18 protein-coding genes are annotated in these 19,422 nt (G+C 64.5%); 9 read left to right on the top strand and 9 right to left on the bottom strand.

The features are described from left to right. Positions 1-48: 48 nt before the first annotated feature. The 7 genes from ILT42_RS17010 to ILT42_RS17040 all read left to right on the top strand — a co-directional run bounded on the left by ILT42_RS17010 (position 49) and on the right by ILT42_RS17040 (position 7,606). The gene (locus tag ILT42_RS17010) at positions 49-1,263 is read left to right on the top strand and encodes a D-alanyl-D-alanine carboxypeptidase family protein (RefSeq protein WP_204216894.1); all 1,215 of its coding nucleotides are present in this window, start codon (positions 49-51) and stop codon (positions 1,261-1,263) included. Then, positions 1,263-1,934: a dTMP kinase gene (gene tmk, locus ILT42_RS17015; RefSeq protein WP_204216895.1), complete on the top strand. Its 672-nt coding sequence runs from the start codon at positions 1,263-1,265 to the stop codon at positions 1,932-1,934. Before ILT42_RS17010 ends, tmk begins: the two co-directional genes overlap by 1 nt. Next, entirely contained in the window at positions 1,924-2,985 is a 1,062-nt protein-coding gene (locus tag ILT42_RS17020) for a DNA polymerase III subunit delta' (protein ID WP_204216896.1), read from the top strand. Before tmk ends, ILT42_RS17020 begins: the two co-directional genes overlap by 11 nt. A 30-nt stretch (positions 2,986-3,015) precedes the next feature. Further along, positions 3,016-4,563: a methionine--tRNA ligase gene (metG, locus tag ILT42_RS17025; protein ID WP_204216897.1), complete on the top strand. Its 1,548-nt coding sequence runs from the start codon at positions 3,016-3,018 to the stop codon at positions 4,561-4,563. Between the two features lie 45 nt (positions 4,564-4,608). Continuing rightward, the gene (locus ILT42_RS17030; RefSeq protein WP_204216898.1) at positions 4,609-5,931 is read left to right on the top strand and encodes a family 1 glycosylhydrolase; all 1,323 of its coding nucleotides are present in this window, start codon (positions 4,609-4,611) and stop codon (positions 5,929-5,931) included. 65 nt (positions 5,932-5,996) lie between these two features. Next, positions 5,997-6,806 (top strand): TatD family hydrolase, encoded by an 810-nt coding sequence (locus ILT42_RS17035; RefSeq protein WP_204216899.1) that lies wholly within the window; start codon positions 5,997-5,999, stop codon positions 6,804-6,806. Then, a complete protein-coding gene (locus ILT42_RS17040) occupies positions 6,803-7,606 on the top strand; it encodes an MBL fold metallo-hydrolase (RefSeq protein ID WP_204216900.1) in 804 nt (267 codons plus the stop codon). Before ILT42_RS17035 ends, ILT42_RS17040 begins: the two co-directional genes overlap by 4 nt. On the opposite strand, the gene ILT42_RS17045 is transcribed toward ILT42_RS17040, so the two are convergent. Next, on the bottom strand, positions 7,603-7,947 hold the full coding sequence (locus tag ILT42_RS17045) for a lysozyme inhibitor LprI family protein (RefSeq protein ID WP_204216901.1): 345 nt from the start codon (positions 7,945-7,947) through the stop codon (positions 7,603-7,605). The genes ILT42_RS17040 and ILT42_RS17045 overlap by 4 nt on opposite strands. Before the next feature lie 100 nt (positions 7,948-8,047). After that, the gene (locus tag ILT42_RS17050) at positions 8,048-8,290 is read right to left on the bottom strand and encodes a hypothetical protein (RefSeq protein ID WP_204216902.1); all 243 of its coding nucleotides are present in this window, start codon (positions 8,288-8,290) and stop codon (positions 8,048-8,050) included. A 740-nt stretch (positions 8,291-9,030) separates the two neighbouring features. Between ILT42_RS17050 and ILT42_RS17055 the strand changes: the two genes are divergently transcribed. Next, complete coding sequence (locus ILT42_RS17055) at positions 9,031-9,396, top strand: DUF4186 domain-containing protein (RefSeq protein ID WP_204216903.1); 366 nt, start codon at positions 9,031-9,033, stop codon at positions 9,394-9,396. 62 nt (positions 9,397-9,458) lie between these two features. Further along, a complete protein-coding gene (gene mazG, locus ILT42_RS17060) occupies positions 9,459-10,289 on the top strand; it encodes a nucleoside triphosphate pyrophosphohydrolase (protein WP_204216904.1) in 831 nt (276 codons plus the stop codon). Here mazG and hflX read toward each other — a convergent pair. The 7 genes from hflX to dusB all read right to left on the bottom strand — a co-directional run bounded on the left by hflX (position 10,286) and on the right by dusB (position 19,399). After that, a complete protein-coding gene (gene hflX, locus ILT42_RS17065) occupies positions 10,286-11,692 on the bottom strand; it encodes a GTPase HflX (protein WP_204216905.1) in 1,407 nt (468 codons plus the stop codon). The two genes, mazG and hflX, sit on opposite strands and share 4 nt — an antisense overlap. After that, positions 11,693-11,944, bottom strand: a complete 252-nt coding sequence (gene hfq / locus ILT42_RS17070; protein ID WP_204216906.1) for an RNA chaperone Hfq — start codon at positions 11,942-11,944, stop codon at positions 11,693-11,695. A gap of 163 nt (positions 11,945-12,107) precedes the next feature. Next, positions 12,108-13,478: a nitrogen assimilation response regulator NtrX gene (gene ntrX, locus ILT42_RS17075; RefSeq protein ID WP_204216907.1), complete on the bottom strand. Its 1,371-nt coding sequence runs from the start codon at positions 13,476-13,478 to the stop codon at positions 12,108-12,110. Beyond that, positions 13,478-15,661, bottom strand: a complete 2,184-nt coding sequence (locus tag ILT42_RS17080; protein WP_204216908.1) for a sensor histidine kinase NtrY-like — start codon at positions 15,659-15,661, stop codon at positions 13,478-13,480. Before ILT42_RS17080 ends, ntrX begins: the two co-directional genes overlap by 1 nt. A gap of 157 nt (positions 15,662-15,818) precedes the next feature. Then, positions 15,819-17,273 (bottom strand): nitrogen regulation protein NR(I), encoded by a 1,455-nt coding sequence (ntrC, locus tag ILT42_RS17085; RefSeq protein WP_204216909.1) that lies wholly within the window; start codon positions 17,271-17,273, stop codon positions 15,819-15,821. A 9-nt stretch (positions 17,274-17,282) separates the two neighbouring features. Next, complete coding sequence (locus tag ILT42_RS17090) at positions 17,283-18,380, bottom strand: two-component system sensor histidine kinase NtrB (protein WP_204216910.1); 1,098 nt, start codon at positions 18,378-18,380, stop codon at positions 17,283-17,285. After that, positions 18,380-19,399: a tRNA dihydrouridine synthase DusB gene (dusB, locus tag ILT42_RS17095; protein WP_204216911.1), complete on the bottom strand. Its 1,020-nt coding sequence runs from the start codon at positions 19,397-19,399 to the stop codon at positions 18,380-18,382. The genes ILT42_RS17090 and dusB overlap by 1 nt, the downstream gene beginning before the upstream one ends. Positions 19,400-19,422: the final 23 nt, after the last annotated feature.

The following is a 19,422-nucleotide window of genomic DNA, read 5'->3' on the forward strand; positions in this document are numbered from 1 at the left end:
TTTTCGTACCGTAAGGCCACAAATTCCCTTCTCGGAACGGAGGGGATTATGGTGGTTTTGCGGCGCGTGAAAAACCTTCTGCGGTTTTTGCCCGGCGCCCTTTGCGCAGCCCTCGTTCTTCCCCTATTCGGAGAGGCGGCGAGCGCTCAGGGCTTCCAGACCACGGCGCCGCAGGCCATCCTGATGGATGCCGATACCCGCGCCGTCCTGTTCGAGAAAAACCCCGATCAGTTGAATGCGCCTGCCAGCATGGCGAAGGTGATGACCGCCGAGGTCGTGTTCCGTGAACTCAAGAATGGTCGCCTGACCATGGACAGCGAGTTCACAGTCTCCGAGAATGCTTGGCGGAAGGGTGGTGCCGGATCAGGCGGTTCCGCCATGTTCGCCAAGGTCCACACTCCTGTCCGGGTCGAGGACCTCCTGCGTGGTCTCATCATCCAGTCCGGCAACGATGCCGCCATCACCTTCGCGGAGGGCATCGCCGGAACGGAAGAGAATTTCGCCCGCATGATGAACGAGCGCGCGAAGGAGATCGGTCTCGCAAACTCCACATTCCGCAACGCCACCGGCTACGGCGACCCCCAGCAGAAGGTGACGGTGCGGGATCTGGCGAAGCTCGCGCTCTACGTCATCGAAACCTATCCGGATTACTACAAGCTTTATGGCGAGCGGGAATTCACCTGGAACAAGATCCGCCAGCAGAATCGCAACCCGCTCCTTGCCATGGACATTGGAGCGGACGGGCTGAAAACCGGAAACATCGACGAGTCCGGCTATGGCTTGATCGGGTCGGCGGTTCAGAACGGCCAGCGCCTCATCGTGGTGGTCAATGGCCTGAAGACGGCCCGCGACCGGGCCAACGAGGCGCGCAAGATCCTCGATTGGGGATTCCGCTCCTTCGAATCCCGGCAATTCTTCGCCGCCAGCGACGTGATCGGCGAAGCCCAGGTCTTCGGCGGCGACAGCCGCTCCGTTCCACTGGTCGCCAACAAGCCCATCAAGGTTCTGATGCCGAGAGGCGAGGGCGATCGCATGCAGGCCCGCATCCTTTATACCGGGCCGCTTCAGGCCCCGGTTCAGAAGGGCGCGCAGGTCGGCCGCCTGCAGATCACCCGGGGCGACGCGATCGCTCTTGAAACGCCTCTTTATGCGGGAGAGGATGTTGGGGTAGGAACGCTCAGGCAGCGTGCTTTCGACGGCCTGCTGGAAGTCAGCACGGGCTGGGTGCGGCGCGCGTTTTCGAGCGTTGCCGATAGGATCTGATGGCGGGAACATTCATCACCTTCGAAGGCGGGGAGGGGGCCGGAAAATCGACGCAGATCGAGCGCCTGCGCCGGTTCCTCGAGGCCGAGGGCCACGACGTGGTCGTCACCCGCGAACCCGGCGGCTCGCCCCGGGCCGAGGAGATCCGCGCCTTCATCCTGGGAGGCAGGGCCAAGGATCGCGGCCCCGTCCTGGAGACGATCCTGTTCGCCGCCGCCCGCCTCGATCACCTCGACACCACCATCCGGCCGGCACTCGCGGCGGAAAAGGTCGTGCTCAGCGATCGCTTCGCGGACTCGACCCGCGCCTACCAGGGTGCGTCAGGGGGGATCGAATCCGGCCTGATCGAAGCCATCGAGCGCGTGACCCTGGACGATACGCGGCCAGACCTGACCTTCATTCTCGACCTGCCTCCCGAGACGGGACTTGCTAGGGCAGACAAGCGGCGTGCTGGCACCGGCGGGCCGGCGGATCGGTTCGAGGGCGAGGCGCTGGCGTTCCATGCCAGCCTGCGCGAAGCGTTTCGCTCCATCGCTGAGAGAGAGCCCGGCCGCTGCGTGCTGATCGACGCGGACCGGGATGCCGACACTGTGGAGGCTGCAATCCGAACCGCCCTGTTGGCGCGCCTGCCCCACCTCGCCGCTCCGAAAGACCTGCGCGATGCCTCGTGAGCCCGACGACGAGACGTCTCCGGACCAGCTGGCGGGAACGACGCATCCGCGCGACCGCTTCGCCTTCTTCGGGCACCGAGAGGGGGAAGAGGCATTCCTGGACGGCATCCGCAGCGAGCGTCTCCATCATGCTTGGCTGATCGGGGGCCCCCCTGGGATCGGAAAGGCGACGCTCGCTTACCGGGTCGCCCGCATGGTGCTCGACCTCCACAACCGGGACGCCTCGCGTCTCACCAGCCTCGGCATCGCCGAGGATTCCAGGACGGCCCGGCAGGTTTCGGCCATGTCTCACCCCAATCTCAGCATCCTTCGCCGGGCCCCTGCTACGGACAAGAAGGGCCCTTCAGCCACGATCCAGGTGGATGCCGTACGCAAGACCCTGGGCATGTTCGGGTCGACGGCGGCGGATGGCGGATATCGGGTCTGCATCGTCGACAGCGCGGAAGACCTGACCGCGTCGAGTGCCAATGCGCTCCTGAAGATGATCGAGGAGCCCCCGCCGCGCTCGATCTTCCTGATCGTCAGCCACGCGCCGCAGCGCCTCCTCCCGACGATTCGATCGCGGTGTCGCCGGCTCCTGCTCCGCCCGCTGGCGGACCGGGACATCCGGTCCGTCATCTCGTCCATGGGCGAGGGATGGGCGGCTCCTGAGCCGCTCCTGGCCCGCGCCGTCGCCCTGAGCGACGGGTCTGCCCGGCGCGCTTTCGAGCTTCTGGATGAGGACAAGGTCGCCTATATCGACAAGGTGACGGGCCTTCTGAACGCCCTGCCCAGCAAGGACGACAAAGGGATCCTGGCGCTGGCCGAATCCCTCGCCAGGAAGGACGCGGACGATACCTACGAGCTGACCCTGGAGACGGTCGAGCGCTGGGCGGGCGACCGGATCCAGGCCGGGGCCCATTTGGGAGCGGCCCGCCTTGCACCCCTGGTGGAGGTATGTGAGAAGATCGCCCGCCAAGCCCGCGAGATCAGGGTCTTCAACCTCGACCGCCGGCCCTTTATTCTCGAGCTGTTCGACGATCTTGCAGAGGCTGTCCGGCGAACGGCGTAAGTGCTGCCCCACGGCAAAGGAATGCGTCCCATGGCCGAACGAGAAAAATTCTACATCACCACGGCTATCTCCTACCCCAACGGCGCGCCGCATATCGGCCACGCTTACGAGGTGGTTGCGGCGGACGCCATCGCGCGCTTCAAGCGGATCGACGGCTACGACGTCTTCTTCATGACGGGCACGGACGAGCATGGCCTGAAGATCCAGCAGACCGCCGACAAGGCCGGAACGACCCCAAAAGCCCTCGTGGACGAGATGTCGGCCAAGTTCCGCACCATGGCGGACGGGCTCAATTGCTCCTACGACCGGTTCATCCGCACCACCGACGCCGATCACCTGCCCTCGACCCATGAATTGTGGCGCCGGATGCAGGAGAAAGGCGACATCTACCTGTCGAAATATTCCGGCTGGTACTCCGTGCGGGACGAAGCCTATTACGACGAATCCGAGCTGACGAAGCAGCCTGACGGCTCCTGGCGCGCTCCCAGCGGCACCCCGGTGGAGTGGATCGAGGAGGAGAGCTACTTCTTCCGCCTCTCGGCTTATGAGAGCCGCCTGCTCGCTCTCTACGAGGACCATCCGGAGTTCATTGCGCCCCAGACCCGGCGCAACGAGGTCGTGAGCTTCGTCCGCTCGGGCCTCCAGGATCTGTCCATCAGCCGCACGACCTTCAACTGGGGCCTGCCGGTCCCGGCCGATCCGAAGCACGTGATGTATGTGTGGATCGATGCCCTCAACAATTACCTCACCGGAACCGGATTTCCGGAAGCCGACAACCCACGGGCGCATTACTGGCCGGCGGATGTGCATATCATCGGCAAGGATATCATCCGTTTCCACACGGTGTATTGGCCGGCCTTCCTCATGTCGGCGGACCTGCCCTTGCCGAAACGGGTCTTCGGGCACGGTTTCCTTCTCAACAAGGGTGAGAAGATGTCGAAATCCGTCGGCAACGTCCTCGATCCGTTGGATCTGGCCGAAGCCTACGGCGTCGACCAGTTGCGTTACTTCTTCATGAGGGAGGTTCCGTTCGGCCAGGACGGTAATTATTCCCATGAAGCCATCGTCAATCGCATCAACGCCGACCTCGCGAACGATCTCGGCAACCTCGCCCAGCGCTCCCTTTCAATGATCGCCAAGAATTGCGAGGCCTCGGTGCCGCAACCGGCAGAGCTGACGCAGGCGGACAGCGACCTCCTGTGGCTAGCCGACGCGCTGCCCGGGAAGGTGAGGGGAGCCATGGGAGACTTCGCCCTGCACACGGCCCTGGCGGAGATCTGGTCCGTGGTGGCCGAGGCCAACCGTTACTTCGCGTCCCAGGAGCCTTGGGTTCTGCGCAAGAGCGATCCGGCCAGGATGGCAACCGTGCTCTACGTGACGGCCGAGGTGCTGCGGGCCGTCGGCATCCTGGCCCAGGCCTTCGTGCCAACGGCGGCGGAAAAATTGCTGGATCTTCTGGCGATCGCACCCGGGGACCGGGTGGTGGCCACCATCGGGGCCGGAGGGCGGCTCGCGCCCGGCACGTCCCTGCCGCAACCCCAGCCGATCTTCCCGCGTTATATCGAGGCGGAGGCGTAAGCGTCCGCTTCGAAGCGCCCGTTGCGGGCTCACGCGAAAGCCGAGATGTTCACGTCGTTCATGTTCGCCACCGGGATCGAAAACAGTATCCCGACCATCAACAATGGCCGCACCCGCATCGACCAAATGGAGAAGTGCGGCCACTACAAACACTGGAAGACGGATTTCGACCTCTTGAAAGAGCTCGACATCAACGTCCTGCGCTACGGGCCGCCGCTGCACACGACCTTCGCGGGACCAGGCCGTTACAACTGGGATTTTGCGGACGAGACCTTCGGCGAGATCCGGCGCAGGGACATCATCGCCATCGTGGACCTGTGCCATTTCGGCGTGCCCGACTGGCTCGGGAATTTCCAGAACCCTGATTTTCCCGAGCTTTTCGCGTCCTATGCGGAGGCCTTTGCACAGCGCTTCCCGTGGGTGCAGCTCTACACGCCCATCAACGAAATGTTCATCTGCGCGGTCTTCTCCGCCGCCTACGGCTGGTGGAACGAGCAGCTGGCCAGCGACCGCGCCTTTGTGACGGCCCTCAAGCACATCGTGAAGGCCAACGTCCTCGCGATGGAGCGGATCCTGAAGGTGCGTCCCGACGCGATCTTCGTCCAAAGCGAGTCCTCGGAATACTTCCACGCCGAGAATCCGGCAGCCATCAGGCCGGCCGAGATCCTGAACGCCCGCCGCTTTCTATCCCTGGACTTCAACTACGGTCGGCGGGTGGATTCCGAGATGTACGAGTATGTCATGGACAATGGCATGACGCGCGAGGAGTATCATTTCTTCACCGGTCGTTCAGCCCTGCGCCACCACTGCATCATGGGCAACGACTATTACGTCACGAACGAGCATCGGGTCAGAGCGGACGGCTCGACCACATCCGCCGGCGACGTGTTCGGCTATGACGAGATCACGCGCCAGTACTACGACCGGTATCGCCTGCCCGTCATGCACACCGAGACAAATCTCATGGAGGGTCCGCGGGGCGATGAAGCGGTAAACTGGCTTTGGAAACAGTGGGCCAACGTCCTGCGGGTTCGCAACACGGGTACCCCCATCGTCGGGTTCACCTGGTACTCCCTCACGGACCAGATGGACTGGGACACGGCGTTGCGCGAGGAGAACAACCGCGTCACCCCCGTGGGGCTCTACGACCTGGACCGCAATATTCGCCCTGTCGGACGGGCCTACAAACAGCTCATCGAGGATTGGTGCGATGTCCTGCCGTCTCAGAGCGTTTGCCTCACCCTTCCTGTCATGCTGCCCTGCGAGTATGAGGAAACCCCGGTTCTTCGCCATCGGGAGCGGGTGCGGCAGTTGATCCGGAAGGAATCCGAGTCCAAGAACGACAATCAGCAGGTCTCGGCCGGATAGCACCGTTCCAGTGGCCGTATTGCCGAAACGGGCTGGACCGTTTCCGGAGGAGGGCGCTTTTCGTCATGTTGGTCGATTCTCACTGCCATCTGGACTTTCCGGACCTGCAGGGCCGGCTCCCGGAAGTGCTCGCGAACGCCGAAGCCCAGGGCGTCCGGCGTTTGGTAACCATCTCGACCTACGTGTCCCGCTACGATACGTACCGCAGCCTAGCGGAAGCCCATGACAGCGTCTTCTTCACCGTCGGAACGCATCCGCATAACGCGGCAGCCGAGCCGGATGTGCCTGCCGCGCGTCTGATCGAACTCTCCGATCACCCGCGCTGCATCGGCATCGGAGAAGCCGGGCTCGACTACTTTTACGACAAGAGCCCTCGCGACGTTCAGAGAACGGTCTTCCGGACCCATATCGCGGCCGCGCGCGAGACCAGGCTGCCGCTCGTCATCCACGCTCGGGATGCCGACAGCGACATGATCGAGATCCTGACTGACGAGATGGGGCGAGGGCGGTTCGATGCCATTCTCCACTGCTTTTCGTCGGGCGCGGGCCTGGCGCGCGTCGGCGTGGAACTCGGGCTTTACGTCTCCTTCTCCGGAATACTGACCTTCAAGAAATCCGAGGACATCCGCCGAATCGCCGCCGAGGTGCCGCTGGATCGGCTTCTCGTGGAGACGGACGCGCCCTACCTGGCGCCCGAGCCCTACCGGGGCAAGACGAACGAACCCGCTTATGTGGCATACACGGCCCGGGTCCTCGCGGAGGTTGCTGGCTTGCCGGAGGACGAGTTGGCCGGGATCACGACCCGTAACTTCTATCGCCTGTTCAGGAAAGCGGCGGCCCTGGATTCGGCGCCGGCCGGCGAGGGGGAGCCATGAGCCTGCAGGTGACGATCCTCGGCTGTGGATCCTCCGGAGGCGTCCCGCGCGTGGGCTCCGGCTGGGGTGCCTGCGACCCTTCGAACCCGAAGAACCGTCGCCGCCGCTGCTCGATCCTCGTTGAGAAAAATGGTCCAGGGGGCCGGACCAGCGTATTGGTGGATACTTCCCCGGATCTGAGGGAGCAGTTGCTCGACGCGAACGTCCTACGCCTCGACGGCGTTCTGTTCACGCATCAGCACGCCGACCACACCCACGGGATCGACGACCTCAGGCCTTTGGTGATCGCCATGCGGCGCATCATGCCCATTTATGCTGATCCGGAGACCAGAGGCCTCCTCTTCAAACGCTTCGGTTACTGTTTCGAGACGCCGCCGGGCGGAAGCTATCCGCCCATCCTCCAAGCCCATCCGATCCATCCGGACGACCCGGTCGCCGTGTCCGGCCCTGGCGGTGAGCTGCGGGCGCAGCCATTCCGCATGGAGCATGGCGACATCGAAGCTTTAGGATTCAGGTTCGGAGGGCTTGCCTATGCGCCGGATGTGAGTCGCATGCCCGCCTCGAGTCTCGATCACCTGCGTGGCCTCGACATCCTGGTCCTCGATGCCCTTCGCTATACCCCTCATCCGACCCACTTTTCGGTATCCGAGGCGCTAGAGCTGATTGAAGAGGTACGGCCCAAGCGGGCCGTTCTGACCAACCTCCACACGGATCTCGATTATGCCGAACTGGCCCGAAAGCTCCCGGAAACGGTTGTGCCGGCTTTCGACGGAATGGTCCTGAGCCTGCCCGCCCCTTAGAACGGTCCGCGCTTGGCGAGGTCGTCGAAGGCGGATCGCAGCTGGAACAGCCTGTCCGCATAGGCGCGGCTGAGGCACGCCCGGTCGCCGCCGCAGGTTTCCCGTCGCTTCAGCCAAGTTGTCTGGGTCGTCTCGAGCTCCCCGCGGGCGCCCATGGCGACGAGTTGCTTCAGGCGCGTGTAGAGAACTGCCATCTCGACGTCCTGATCGTCCATCTCCTTATCGGCGCAGATCGCCTTTTCATCGGCCGCCTTGGCCTCGGAGCAGTCGAAGCTGGCGGATTGGGCGGGTGCGCTCACTCCTAGCAGCGCAACGGTGAGGACCGGCAAAAATCGGAACATCGGAAGACCTCCGTCGGGGCACAGGTTTAGCAGTGAACGGCCAGGGACGGCTCCGGCTCCCGCTGTGGCCTGGGCTTTTCGATCTAGGGTAAACGAGGCGTTAAGGAGCCTCGCCGCCCATATCGTCCTCTAGCGCCATCCTCATGCGCTGAATCACCGCGATCGTGCCCTCCGGCGCCGAAAGCATTTGGAGTTGAGCCTCCGTGTGCTTGATCTCCCGGACGATCATGTTGGTGGTAAAAATCCGGCGCTGGATCAGACTGAGGACGAGGCCGGATACCAAGGCCTCCAGGCCCCGCAGTTCCGCTCTCAGCTCATCGATCTCAACGTTCTGCGCGCTCATTGTGCATTCCCTAAGGTCATAACCTTAACCCGGAACCCCGGGATTTGCTCCCGGCGCGGCTGCAGCGGGGCAGGGCAGCCTGACGAACCCTCACCTGGCCGGTCATGCGCCATTCAGATTGCCGGCGCGATGATGTCGCTTCCGGATCGAGAACCCTGACACCGAAGGAGGCATTCATGGCCGTGTCGGAGTGGATTTCGAAGTGGTTGACCCGCGCTGGAGAGCCGGCCAGTTCGCCCGGGCATTCACAGTGCCCGCCGGCTGCACCCAAGGGTATGATCTTCCTGTCGTCCGAGCCCGGCGCGAAGGACGCTGCGCCATTCCCCGAGCGTGTCGCCATGCCGCCATCCGGCTATACCATGCCGCCGAGCGGATACCAGCCTTATGCACCTCCGTCGCGGCGCCGGTCGGCCTGATCTCATATCCCCGGCTTGGGGCTTGGCCCATCCGGGAAACTACCGATCATCGTAAAGGACCGATGGGCCACGCATGAAACGAAGGTTCGCGGCACCGGCTGTCCGTGAGCCCTCGAGCCGAGCAAAACCGGGCACCGGCAAGGCCACGCAAGCTCACCTCAAATGTAAGTTCCATAATATATCTTATGCGAAATTGGCATTGGGCCCTCTGGTGCAGGTCGCACGGTTGGAGCGACTGGCAGACTTTCTGGACCCTGGCGATCTTTCCAGCTTGAGATCCAGGATCCCTGCCCTCAAGAGCTTAGCCGTTCGCGAAGATCCAGCGTGCAAGACATCGACCACATTTTCGAAGGCCTCGGACGTTCTGCCTTCCGAAGGAGGTTTCGCCTCGGCGCCAGCGAGCGACGGTACGTTCGCGACAAGAGCCTTCCGGTCGTGATGGGGCATGCCCGAGATTTCGTCGAGCGTCGTCTCGCGCCCGCTGAACCCGCAAACGACGGGAAGCAGACCCCGTTTCGTGGCCATCCGGTCTTCATCGCCCAGCACGCCACCGCCACCTGCTGCCGTGCCTGCCTCCAGACGTGGCACGGCATCTCGCGTGGTAGGGCGCTGAGCGGGTCTGAAAAGGATCATGTTCTGGTCGTGCTCGAACGTTGGATCCGCAAGGAATTGGGGCCGGACGCACCTTGAGGTCTGGCTTGGGGCTCCGGGGTGGGCTATGGCGTCGAGATCACGAAAGGTGCTCACCCGAGATGACGCCATCCTCCGATATCGGCCGCCTGATCGAGATCATGGCGGCTCTGCGAGACCCCGAAACCGGCTGCCCTTGGGACGTTGCGCAAAGCTTCAGGTCCGTTGCGCCCTACACGCTGGAGGAGGCCTACGAGGTTCTCGATGCGATTCAGCGCGAAGACATGGTCGACCTGAAGGAGGAACTCGGCGATCTGCTGCTGCAGGTGGTCTTCCACGCCCGGATGGCAGAGGAACAAGGCAGCTTTGCCTTTTCGGACGTGGTCGAGGCGATCACCCGGAAGCTGATCCGGCGCCACCCGCACGTCTTCGGCGAGGCGGGCGCGCTGCCGGTGGAGAAGGTGAACCAGCTCTGGGATCGCATCAAGCAGGACGAGAAAGCCGAACGTCGACGGGAGCGGGAAGCAGCCGGTCAGTCGATCCAAGAGGCGGGATTCCTCGACGGGATCGCGGACGCGCTCCCTGCCCTCACCCGGGCCCAGAAACTCACCGCCAAGGCCGCCAAGGTCGGGTTCGATTGGCCCGACGCCGATCAGGTCGTGGCCAAGATTCACGAGGAACTGGACGAGGTCCGCGAGGCCGCTGGAACAGGGGACGCGGATCATCTCGAGGACGAGATCGGAGACCTGCTCTTTGCGGCCACCAACCTTGCCCGCCATTACGGTGTCGATCCGGAGGCCGCCCTGCGTCGGACGAATGCCAAGTTCGAGCGCCGTTTCCGCGCCATCGAACAGGCCTTGACCCTCTCCAACCGCACCCTGGCCGACGCGGATCTGGTCGAGATGGAGCGACTCTGGGTCGAGGCGAAGGGGCAGGACCGGAAAAAAGCCTAGGCGTCGAGGGGCTTGGCCTCAGGAAACCGGCTCAGGAGTCGCGGCTGTTTGCCCGGCGTGACGCGGATCCGCAGGATCGAATGACCGTCGTCGCGCAGCTGCCGGTCCAGAATCTCCGTGTTCTCGTGCAACCAGGCGAAGCCTTTGCCGTCCTCAGGCGCCACATCCACCTCGAAGCTCATCCGCTCGGCTGCGAGATGGTCGCCGATGGCCGCGAGAAGCTGCGGAATCCCCTCGCCCGTCAGGGCCGAAATGAGGATCGGCCGCCGTGACTCGTCCGTTCGTTCGGAGGTGGCAGCAAGGCGTTCGTGCTCTTCCGGCGTCAGAAGGTCAGCCTTGTTCCACACCTCGATGACGCGCTTCGTGTCCTCCGGGTCGATGCCCAGTTCGCGCAAAACGCCTTCCACGTCGCCGGCCTGCTCCTCCGTCTCGCCATGGGAGAGGTCACGGACGTGTAGGAGCACATCGGCCTCGACCACATCCTCCAGGGTAGCTCGGAACGCAGCCACCAGCATCGTCGGCAGGTCCGAGATGAAGCCGACCGTGTCGGACAGGATCGCCTTCTCGCCGGAGGGCAAGTCGATGGCGCGAGAGGTCGGGTCGAGGGTGGCGAACAGCATGTTCTCGGCCAATACCTCGGCCTGGGTCATGCGGTTGAAGAGGGTCGACTTGCCGGCATTGGTGTAGCCCACGAGCGCCACGATCGGATAGGGCACCCTCCTCCGGCTGACCCGATGGAGGGCGCGCGTCTGGACGACCGTCTCCAGGTCGCGCTCGATCCGTTTCATCCGCTCCTGGATCATGCGCCGGTCGGCTTCGATCTGGGTTTCGCCGGGACCGCCGAGGAAGCCGAACCCGCCGCGCTGGCGTTCGAGGTGGGTCCAGGAGCGGACCAAGCGCCCTTTCTGATAAGATAGGTGGGCCAGCTCGACCTGGAGCGTCCCCTCCTTCGTGCGCGCCCGGCGCCCGAAGATTTCGAGGATCAGGCCGGTTCGGTCGATGACCTTGGCGCCCCAGGCCTTTTCGAGATTGCGCTGCTGGACCGGCGTGAGTGCGCAATCCATCACCACGAGGCCGATGCTCTCCGCCCGAATGAAACCCGCAAGCTCCTCGACTTTCCCGCTGCCGAGATAGGTGGCGGGCCTTGGGGAGGCGAGAGGGGTTATGACGGAGCGGACGATATGAAGATCGATGGCCGCCGCAAGGCCGGTCGCCTCGTCCAGGCGCGCTTCCGGCGTACGAAGGTTTGGAACCTGGCCGTCGGAGGCGTCGGGCGCGAGGAATTTCGGCCTGCGGGTCAGGTAGGGGCCGACCACAAGCGTATGAGTGCCGGCGGCGACGTCCTTTTCAGGCTCCGCCAGCTGGGCGAGACGCTCTTCGCCGGGAGACCGGGGTTCGGTCAATTAGATCTTCTCTCCTGGATCGTCCTGGTCGAACAGCTGCACAGGGTGGCCTGGCATGATGGTCGAAATGGCGTGTTTGTAAACCAGCTGCGAATGGCCGTCGCGCCGCAACAGAACACAGAAATTGTCGAACCAGGTGACAACGCCTTGCAGCTTGACCCCGTTGACGAGGAAGATCGTGAGGGGGATCTTGTTCTTTCGGACGTGGTTGAGGAAGGTGTCCTGAAGATTTTGCGCGCGCTCGCCCGCCATTGAAGTTGCCTCGCCAGCCCATCGCCGCCGGTCTTGGCTAGGGGCCGCTTATATGATTGTCCGCATCCGTGCGGTCGGTGACCGGCGGTCTTATTACAGGGCGAACCTCGCCGTTGCGCAAGTGCCCCCTGCCAACATTGTGCCTATTTTCCGTGGATCGCCCCTAGCCTCCGATCCCCAGGGATTTCAGCTTGCGGTGCAAGGCCGAGCGCTCCATCCCAATGAATTCGGATGTTCGCGAGATATTTCCGCTGAATCGGGCGATCTGCGCGAGCAAATACTCCCGCTCGAAGATCTCCCGGGCCTCGCGAAGGGGCAGGCTCATGAGTTTCTCGCCGCCCGAACCGCCTGGCGTCGAAGGCACCAGGGTGCCGATCTCCGAGGGCAGCATGTCCGCCGTGACCTCGGCATCCGGGTCGCCGGAGGTGAGAATCATCAGCCGCTCCACGTTGTTGCGGAGCTGACGGACATTGCCGGGCCAGTCGTGAGACTGGAGCACCGCCATGGCGTCCTCCGCGATAGACCGGCGCGGCAGGCCCGTGGCCGACGAGATCTGGTCCATGAAAAACTCGATCAGCTCCGGCACGTCTTCCCGGCGCTCCGCCAGGGACGGCACGCGAATGGGCACGACGCCGAGGCGATGAAACAGATCCTCGCGGAACCGCCCAGCCCCGATTTCGGCTGCCAGATCGCGGCTTGACGATGAAATGATGCGTACGTCCACATGGACCCGTGTCGTGCCGCCGATGCGCTGAAAGTTCTGGTCCACGAGAACGCGCAGGATGCGGTTCTGCGTCTCCCGAGGCATATCGGCGATCTCGTCAATGTAGAGGGTGCCGCCATGGGCCTCCTCCAGGGCGCCGATCCGGCGGCCCCTCTCCTCGCCCCCTTCGATCCCGAACAGCTCCGCCTCCATGTTGTCCGGCGTGATGGTGGCCGCCCCGAGCACCACGAAGGGGCCGCTCGACCGGCTGGACAGGGCATGGATGGTGCGCGCGGTCAGCTCCTTGCCGGAGCCGGGAGCCCCGGTGACCATGATGCGGGCGTTCGTGGGAGCGGCGCGCTCGACGGCTTGTCGGAGCTGGTTGATCGCGATCGACCTGCCGGCGATCCGTGTCGCCTGCATGGAGCGCGACCGGAGATCGCGCACCTCGCGCTTGAGGCGGGAGGCTTCGAGCGCCCGGTCGGCCACCAGAACCAGCCGGTCGGCTTTGAAGGGCTTCTCGATGAAGTCGTAGGCGCCCGCCTTGATGGCCGATACGGCCGTCTCGATGTTGCCGTGACCCGAAATCATCACCACGGGCAGGTCGGGGTGCTGGGCCTTGACCAGGTCCAGCACCTGTAGTCCGTCGAGACGGCTGCCCTGGAGCCAGATGTCCAGGAACACGAGGTGAGGGCGGCGGGACTCGATGGCCGCCAGCGCCTCGTCCGAAGACCCGGCGGTGCGGGTGCGGTGCCCCTCGTCTTCCAGGATGCCCGCCACGAGGTCGCGGATGTCGGTTTCGTCGTCGACGACGAGAATGTCAGCGCTCATTAGCTAGCCTTGCGATGTTCGGCACGAGAGGGGTGATCCGCGGGTTGCGGCGCCGCATGCGCCTTGGGGATCCACATGCGAACCCGCCCTCCCCGGCCCTCCGGGTTGTCGGCCAGTTCCATGCCGCCTCCGTGCTCTTCCAGGATCTTGCTCACGATGGGCAGCCCCAGGCCGGTGCCGCCCTCGCGCGTGGTCATGTAGGGTTCCAGCAGCCGCTGGCGCCCCTCGACGGGAAAGCCTTTCCCGTTATCGATCACTTCCATGACCAGACAGTCGGGATGGGCGTCGTCGAGGATTACGGAAATCCGGCCCTGCCCTCGCTCGTCCTCGGGAACCGCCGCGATCGCTTCCGTGGCGTTCTTCACGATGTTCGTGACCGCCTGGGACAGGAGCCTGCGATCGATGGGCACCACCACCGGCTGCTCGGGCAGGCGGTCCGTGAACTGGATGTCTGGGTGGCCGATCTTCATCATGAAGACGACCTGTCGAAGCGTTTCGATCAGGTCCTCCTGCCCGATCGTGGGCTTGGGCATGCGAGCGAAGGACGAGAACTCGTCGACCATGCGCTTGATGTCGTCCACCTGGCGAACGATGGTATCGGTGCACTGCTCGAACACCTCCTTGTCGGTGGTGATCACCTTTCCGTATTTCCGGCGGATGCGCTCGGCGGACAGCTGGATCGGGGTCAGCGGATTCTTGATCTCATGCGCGATGCGGCGGGCCACGTCCGCCCAGGCCGAGGTGCGTTGCGCCGTCACGAGATCGGTGATGTCGTCGAGGGTGACGACGAGTTCCCGCTCCTCGCTGCGAGGCTGCTCGCCCGTGACGCGCACGTTGATGGTGCGCTCCTTACCGTTGCGGGTGATGAGAATCTGCTTTTGCATCAGGCGCTGGCGCGAGTGCTTCATCTCCTCGACGAGATCGGACACCTCGGGCAGGATCCGAGCGATGGGACGTCCCAGGATCTGGTTGCCGGGCGTTCCCAGGAGAGCCTCGGCGGACGGGTTGACGATCGTGATCACGCCCCCGGCATCGATGCCGATGACGCCTGCCGAGACGCCGGCCAGCACGGCCTCCGTGAAGCGGCGGCGCCGGTCCATCAATTCGCTGGCGGCCGTGAGTCCATCATGCTGCTGGCGAAGCTCCGATGTCATCTTGTTGAAGGTCTCTCCCAGATGGGCCAGATCCCCCTCGCCCCGGCGCACGGGCACCTGAACGTAAAAGTTGCCCGTCGCCACCTGATCGGTGGCGTGGATCAGGCGGCGGATAGGCGCCACGAGCCGGTTCGCGAAGTTCAGGCCGAACCAGATGGCCGACAGCAGGACGATCAGCGCGATGAGGGTAAACATGGACGCAAACGCGATCTGCGTGCCGACCTTCTTCTGCTCCAGGCCTTCGTAGTAGGCGACGCCAGCCTCCGCGACCGGTGGGAACTCGATGGCACGCGGATCGACCTCGCGGGCCACGTACAGGATGCGCCCTCCATGGGCGGGAAGCTTCAGCATCGAACGGAAGACGTTGCCCTGGCCTGAGAACAGGCACAGGGCCTCCGTCTCGCTGGTGTCGTCCAAATCCGCCGCCGTCGGGAGCTGCAGGTTCAGAATCGGCCGGGGCTCGACCTTGTCGACGGTCGTCCCGTTCGGCTCCAGCAGCATCGCCACCGGGAAGCCCAGGAACACCGCGCGGGAATTCATGAAATCGTGGAAGACCTTCCGGTCCGCATCGAAGAGCACCTTCGCGCGGTTGAGGTCCGCCGCCATGAGCTGCGTCTCGCGGGCCAGGGTTCTGCACTGGGTCTCGCGATAGGCTTGCGCGATAGCCACGGTGTTGTTCATCAGCTCCTTGATGGAGCCCTGAAACCAGGGGTCGAGGCCGCGCTCGAGCGTGACGGTGGCCACTCCGGCCACGAGAATCGTCGGCAGCACCGCCACGAGGCTGAAGAGACCCACGATCCTCACATGCAGCCCGGCCGCCGCCGCTCCGGCACGCCTCTCGCGCACGAGACGCTTGGTTTGCCAGGCCACGATGGCAAGCAGGAAGAGGATCAGCACCCCGTTGAAGATGAAGACCCCGATGACGACCTCGTGGGTCGGCAGGATCGGCGTCAGCCCCGCCAGCACCAGGAAGGTCGTCAGGGCCGACGCTAGGGCCGCCATGACGCCGATGGTGCCGAACCACGACACCCCCCGATGGGGCTCCCCAGCCTGGCGATGTGAATGTGCGTTCTGTGCGCTCAAAAAAGGTGCCCCGCCTCACCGGACGCATTCCATGCGCCGCTCTTGGTGATGCACCAACACAACACTGTGGTCAAATTATTACAGTCACGGTCTCCACAGCAGATTACCTGCCGGACTTGATCACCTGCAGCTCGAGGTCCCTCACTTTCTTGCGGAGGGTGTTGCGATTGACCCCTAGCAGTTCCGCCGCGCGAATCTGGTTTCCGCGCGTCGCCGCGAGGGCCGCGCCGATGAGGGGACCTTCGACCTCTCGCAGGATGCGGTGATAGAGGCCGGGCGGCGGCAGGGTGTCCTTGAAATTGGAGAAGTAGTCCGACAGGTGGCGTTCCACGGCGTCCGACAGGTCCTCCGATTCGGCCTTCTGGGACGGCTTGTTCGGGGTCTGCGGCAAGGGCGCCGACCGCGCATCGAGTTCGGAGTCGATGATCGCTCCGGTGATGGTGTCCTGCGGATACAAGGCTGCGAGGCGGCGGACGAGGTTCTCCAGCTCGCGCACATTGCCCGGCCAGCGGTAGCGTTTGAGCCGGTCCATGGCCTCCACGTCGAGCTGCTTGCGCGACAGCCCCTCCTTTTCGACGAGGGTGAAGAAGTGGCGCGCCAAGTCCGGGATGTCCTCGATCCGCTCCCTGAGGGGCGGCAGCCGAAGGGGCACGACGTTGAGGCGGAAGAACAGGTCCTCTCTGAACAGGCCCTGCTGGATCAAGATCCGCAGGTCCTTGTTCGTGGCTGCCACGATGCGGACGTTCGTCTTGATGGGCACCCGGCCGCCGACCGTGGTGTACTCCCCCTGCTGGAGGACCCGCAGGAGCCGGGTCTGCGCCTCCATGGGCATGTCGCCGATCTCGTCGAGGAAGAGGGTTCCGCCCTCAGCCTGCTCGAACCGGCCGGTGTTGCGCGAGGTCGCCCCCGTAAAGGCTCCCTTTTCGTGGCCGAAGAGCTCGGACTCGATGAGTTCGCGCGGGATGGCCGCCATGTTGACGGCCACGAAGGGGCCCTGGCGGCGCTTGCCGTAATCGTGCAGGGCCCTGGCCACGAGCTCCTTGCCGGTGCCGGACTCACCCGTGATCATCACGGTCAGGTCGGTGGGCATGAGCCGCGCGAGAGAGCGGTAGATTTCCTGCATGGCGGGCGACCGGCCCACGAGGGGAATGTCCTCGTTCTCGTTGGCGCCGTGGGAGCTCGCGACGCTGCGCGGGCGGGACATGGCCCGGCCGACCACGGCCACGAGCTCCTTGAGGTCGAAGGGCTTGGGCAGGTACTCGTAGGCACCCCGCTCGGACGCCTTGATGGCCGTCATGAAGGTGTTCTGGGCGCTCATGACGATGATGGGCAGGTCGGGCCTTACCTTCTTGATCCGCGGCAGCAGGTCGAAGGCGTTCTCATCCGGCATCACGACGTCGGTAATGACCAGGTCGCCCTCCCCTTGGGCAACCCAGCGCCAGAGGGTGGCGGCGTTGCTCGTGGATCGCACCTCGTAGCCGGCGCGGGACAGGGCTTGATTGAGCACGGTCCGGATCGCGGCATCGTCATCGGCCAGTAGGATATGTCCGCTCGGCATGGTGTGTCCTCAAAGGTCCGAACCGCGCCCGTCATCGGCGCGGTGCATGGGAAGCAGAATGCGAAAGGTGGTACGGCGCGGGGCGGGATCGCACTCGACGACCCCGCCATGATCGCCCACGATCTTGGCCACAAGCGCGAGGCCGAGCCCGGTCCCGGACGCCTTCGTGGTCACGAACGGGTCGAACAGGTCTCCCACGAGATCGGACGGGATGCCCGGTCCGTTGTCGCTGATGCTGACCTCGATGGGCAGGCTCACCCGCTCGCGGGCTCCCGGCACCTGCAGGCGAACGCCGGTCCGGAAGGCCGTCGCGAGAGTGATCTCGCCGTCCGTCGTGTCGGGCCCGATGGCCTCGGCGGCGTTCTTCATGAGGTTCAGGACGACCTGGATCAACTGATCCCGATTGGCCAGGACGGGCGGGAGCGAGGGGTCGTAGTTCTCGACGAATCGGACGTGGCGGGCAAAGCCCGATTGCGCGAGACGCTTCACGTGGTCGAGAATGCCGTGGATGTTCACGGGACCGCGCTCGATGGGCCGCTCCTCGCCGAAGAGCTCCATGCGCTCCACGAGCTTCACGATCCGGTCCGTCTCGTCGCAGATCAGGCGCGTCAGAAGCCGATCGTCCTCCTCGGCGGATTGCTCCAGGAGCTGGGCCGCCCCACGGATCCCCGAGAGAGGGTTCTTGATCTCGTGCGCCAGCATGGCGCCCAGCGCCGTGATCGACCGGGCAGCACCCCGGTGGGTCAGCTGACGGTCCATCTTCTCGGCGATGGTCTTCTCCTGCAGCATCACCACCACGTCCTCGGTCTGGTCGCCCAGGGGCGTCGCGAAGACGTCGACCACCCGCTCGGCGCCAATTCGCGGGGTGCTGATGTCGACCCGGTGCTCGCTCACGCTGGAGCCCCTGTGGCGCACATCGTCCACAAGCGCGATGACGGGCGAGCCATACGGGATGATGTCCTGGAGGCGTTGGCGCTGCATCATGCGCAGGCTCATCTCGAAAAACGCTTCCGCAGCCGCGTTGGCGTGGACGATCCGCCCTTCGGGGCCGATGGTCAGGACCGGCAGCGGCAGGGCATTGACGATGAGGTCGTTGACGCTGTTCATCAGGCGGCCGCCCTCGCCCGATCTTTGTAGAGGGCGCGCAGGAGAGCGGTCACTACGGCCGGATTCTCGCTGGTCACGATGGATCGACGCATGTCCGGCGTTACGTCAAATCCGTCCGAGAGCGCGACTTCGGCATAGGCCGCCAAATGTTTGCGTGCATGGCGAATCCCGGTTTCGATCCCGTAGAGCGACAGCAATCCCTCGTAATGCTCGACGGCGAGGCTGGCGCGCTCTTCGGGCTCGGGCGTCTGGATGGGTCGTCCGCGGAGGCCAGCGCCAACCTGAGCCACGAGCCAAGGCTGGCCGATGGCAGCGCGTCCGATCATCACGGCGGCTGCGGCGGATTCCGTCAGGCAGCGCCGAGCATCCGCAAGGGTGGCGACGTCGCCGTTGGCGATGACCGGGATCGCGACGGAGGCCGATACGGCCCCAATGGCAGCCCAGTTCGCCGACCCCTTGTAGAATTGCTGACGCGTGCGTCCGTGCACGGTCACAGCTTGCACGCCGAGGCTCTCAGCGCGCCGGGCCAGATCGGCCGCGTTCAGGGTCGCATCGTCCCACCCGAGCCGCATCTTGACGGTAACCGGTACGCACACGGCCGAGACCGTGGCGTCGATGAGGCGGGAGGCATGATCCAGGTCCCGCATCAGGGCCGAACCGGCATAGCCGCCGATTACGCGCTTGGCCGGGCAGCCCATATTGATGTCGATGATGCGGGCGCCGGAGGATTCCGCCACCTTGGCGGCTTCGGCCATCCAATGGGGTTCGCAGCCCGCCAGTTGCACCACGTGCGGCTCGATGCCGGAACCCTCCGCTCTCAGCCAGGCTTCGGCGGAGCCCTTCACCAGTTCGTCCGACGCCACCATCTCGGAGACGACCAAGCCCGCTCCAAGGCGCCGGACGATCCGCCGGAAGACCGCGTCGGTCACGCCGGAGAGGGGAGCGAGAACAGATGGCGCATCGACGGAGAGCGAGCCGATACGAAAGTCTATTTCGCCTACTTTTTGATCAAAAATCATTGTGCACACAAAATAGCCAAATC

The organism is Microvirga pudoricolor, assembly GCF_016892705.1.
In the GTDB taxonomy this organism is placed as follows: Bacteria; Pseudomonadota; Alphaproteobacteria; order Rhizobiales; family Beijerinckiaceae; genus Microvirga; species Microvirga pudoricolor.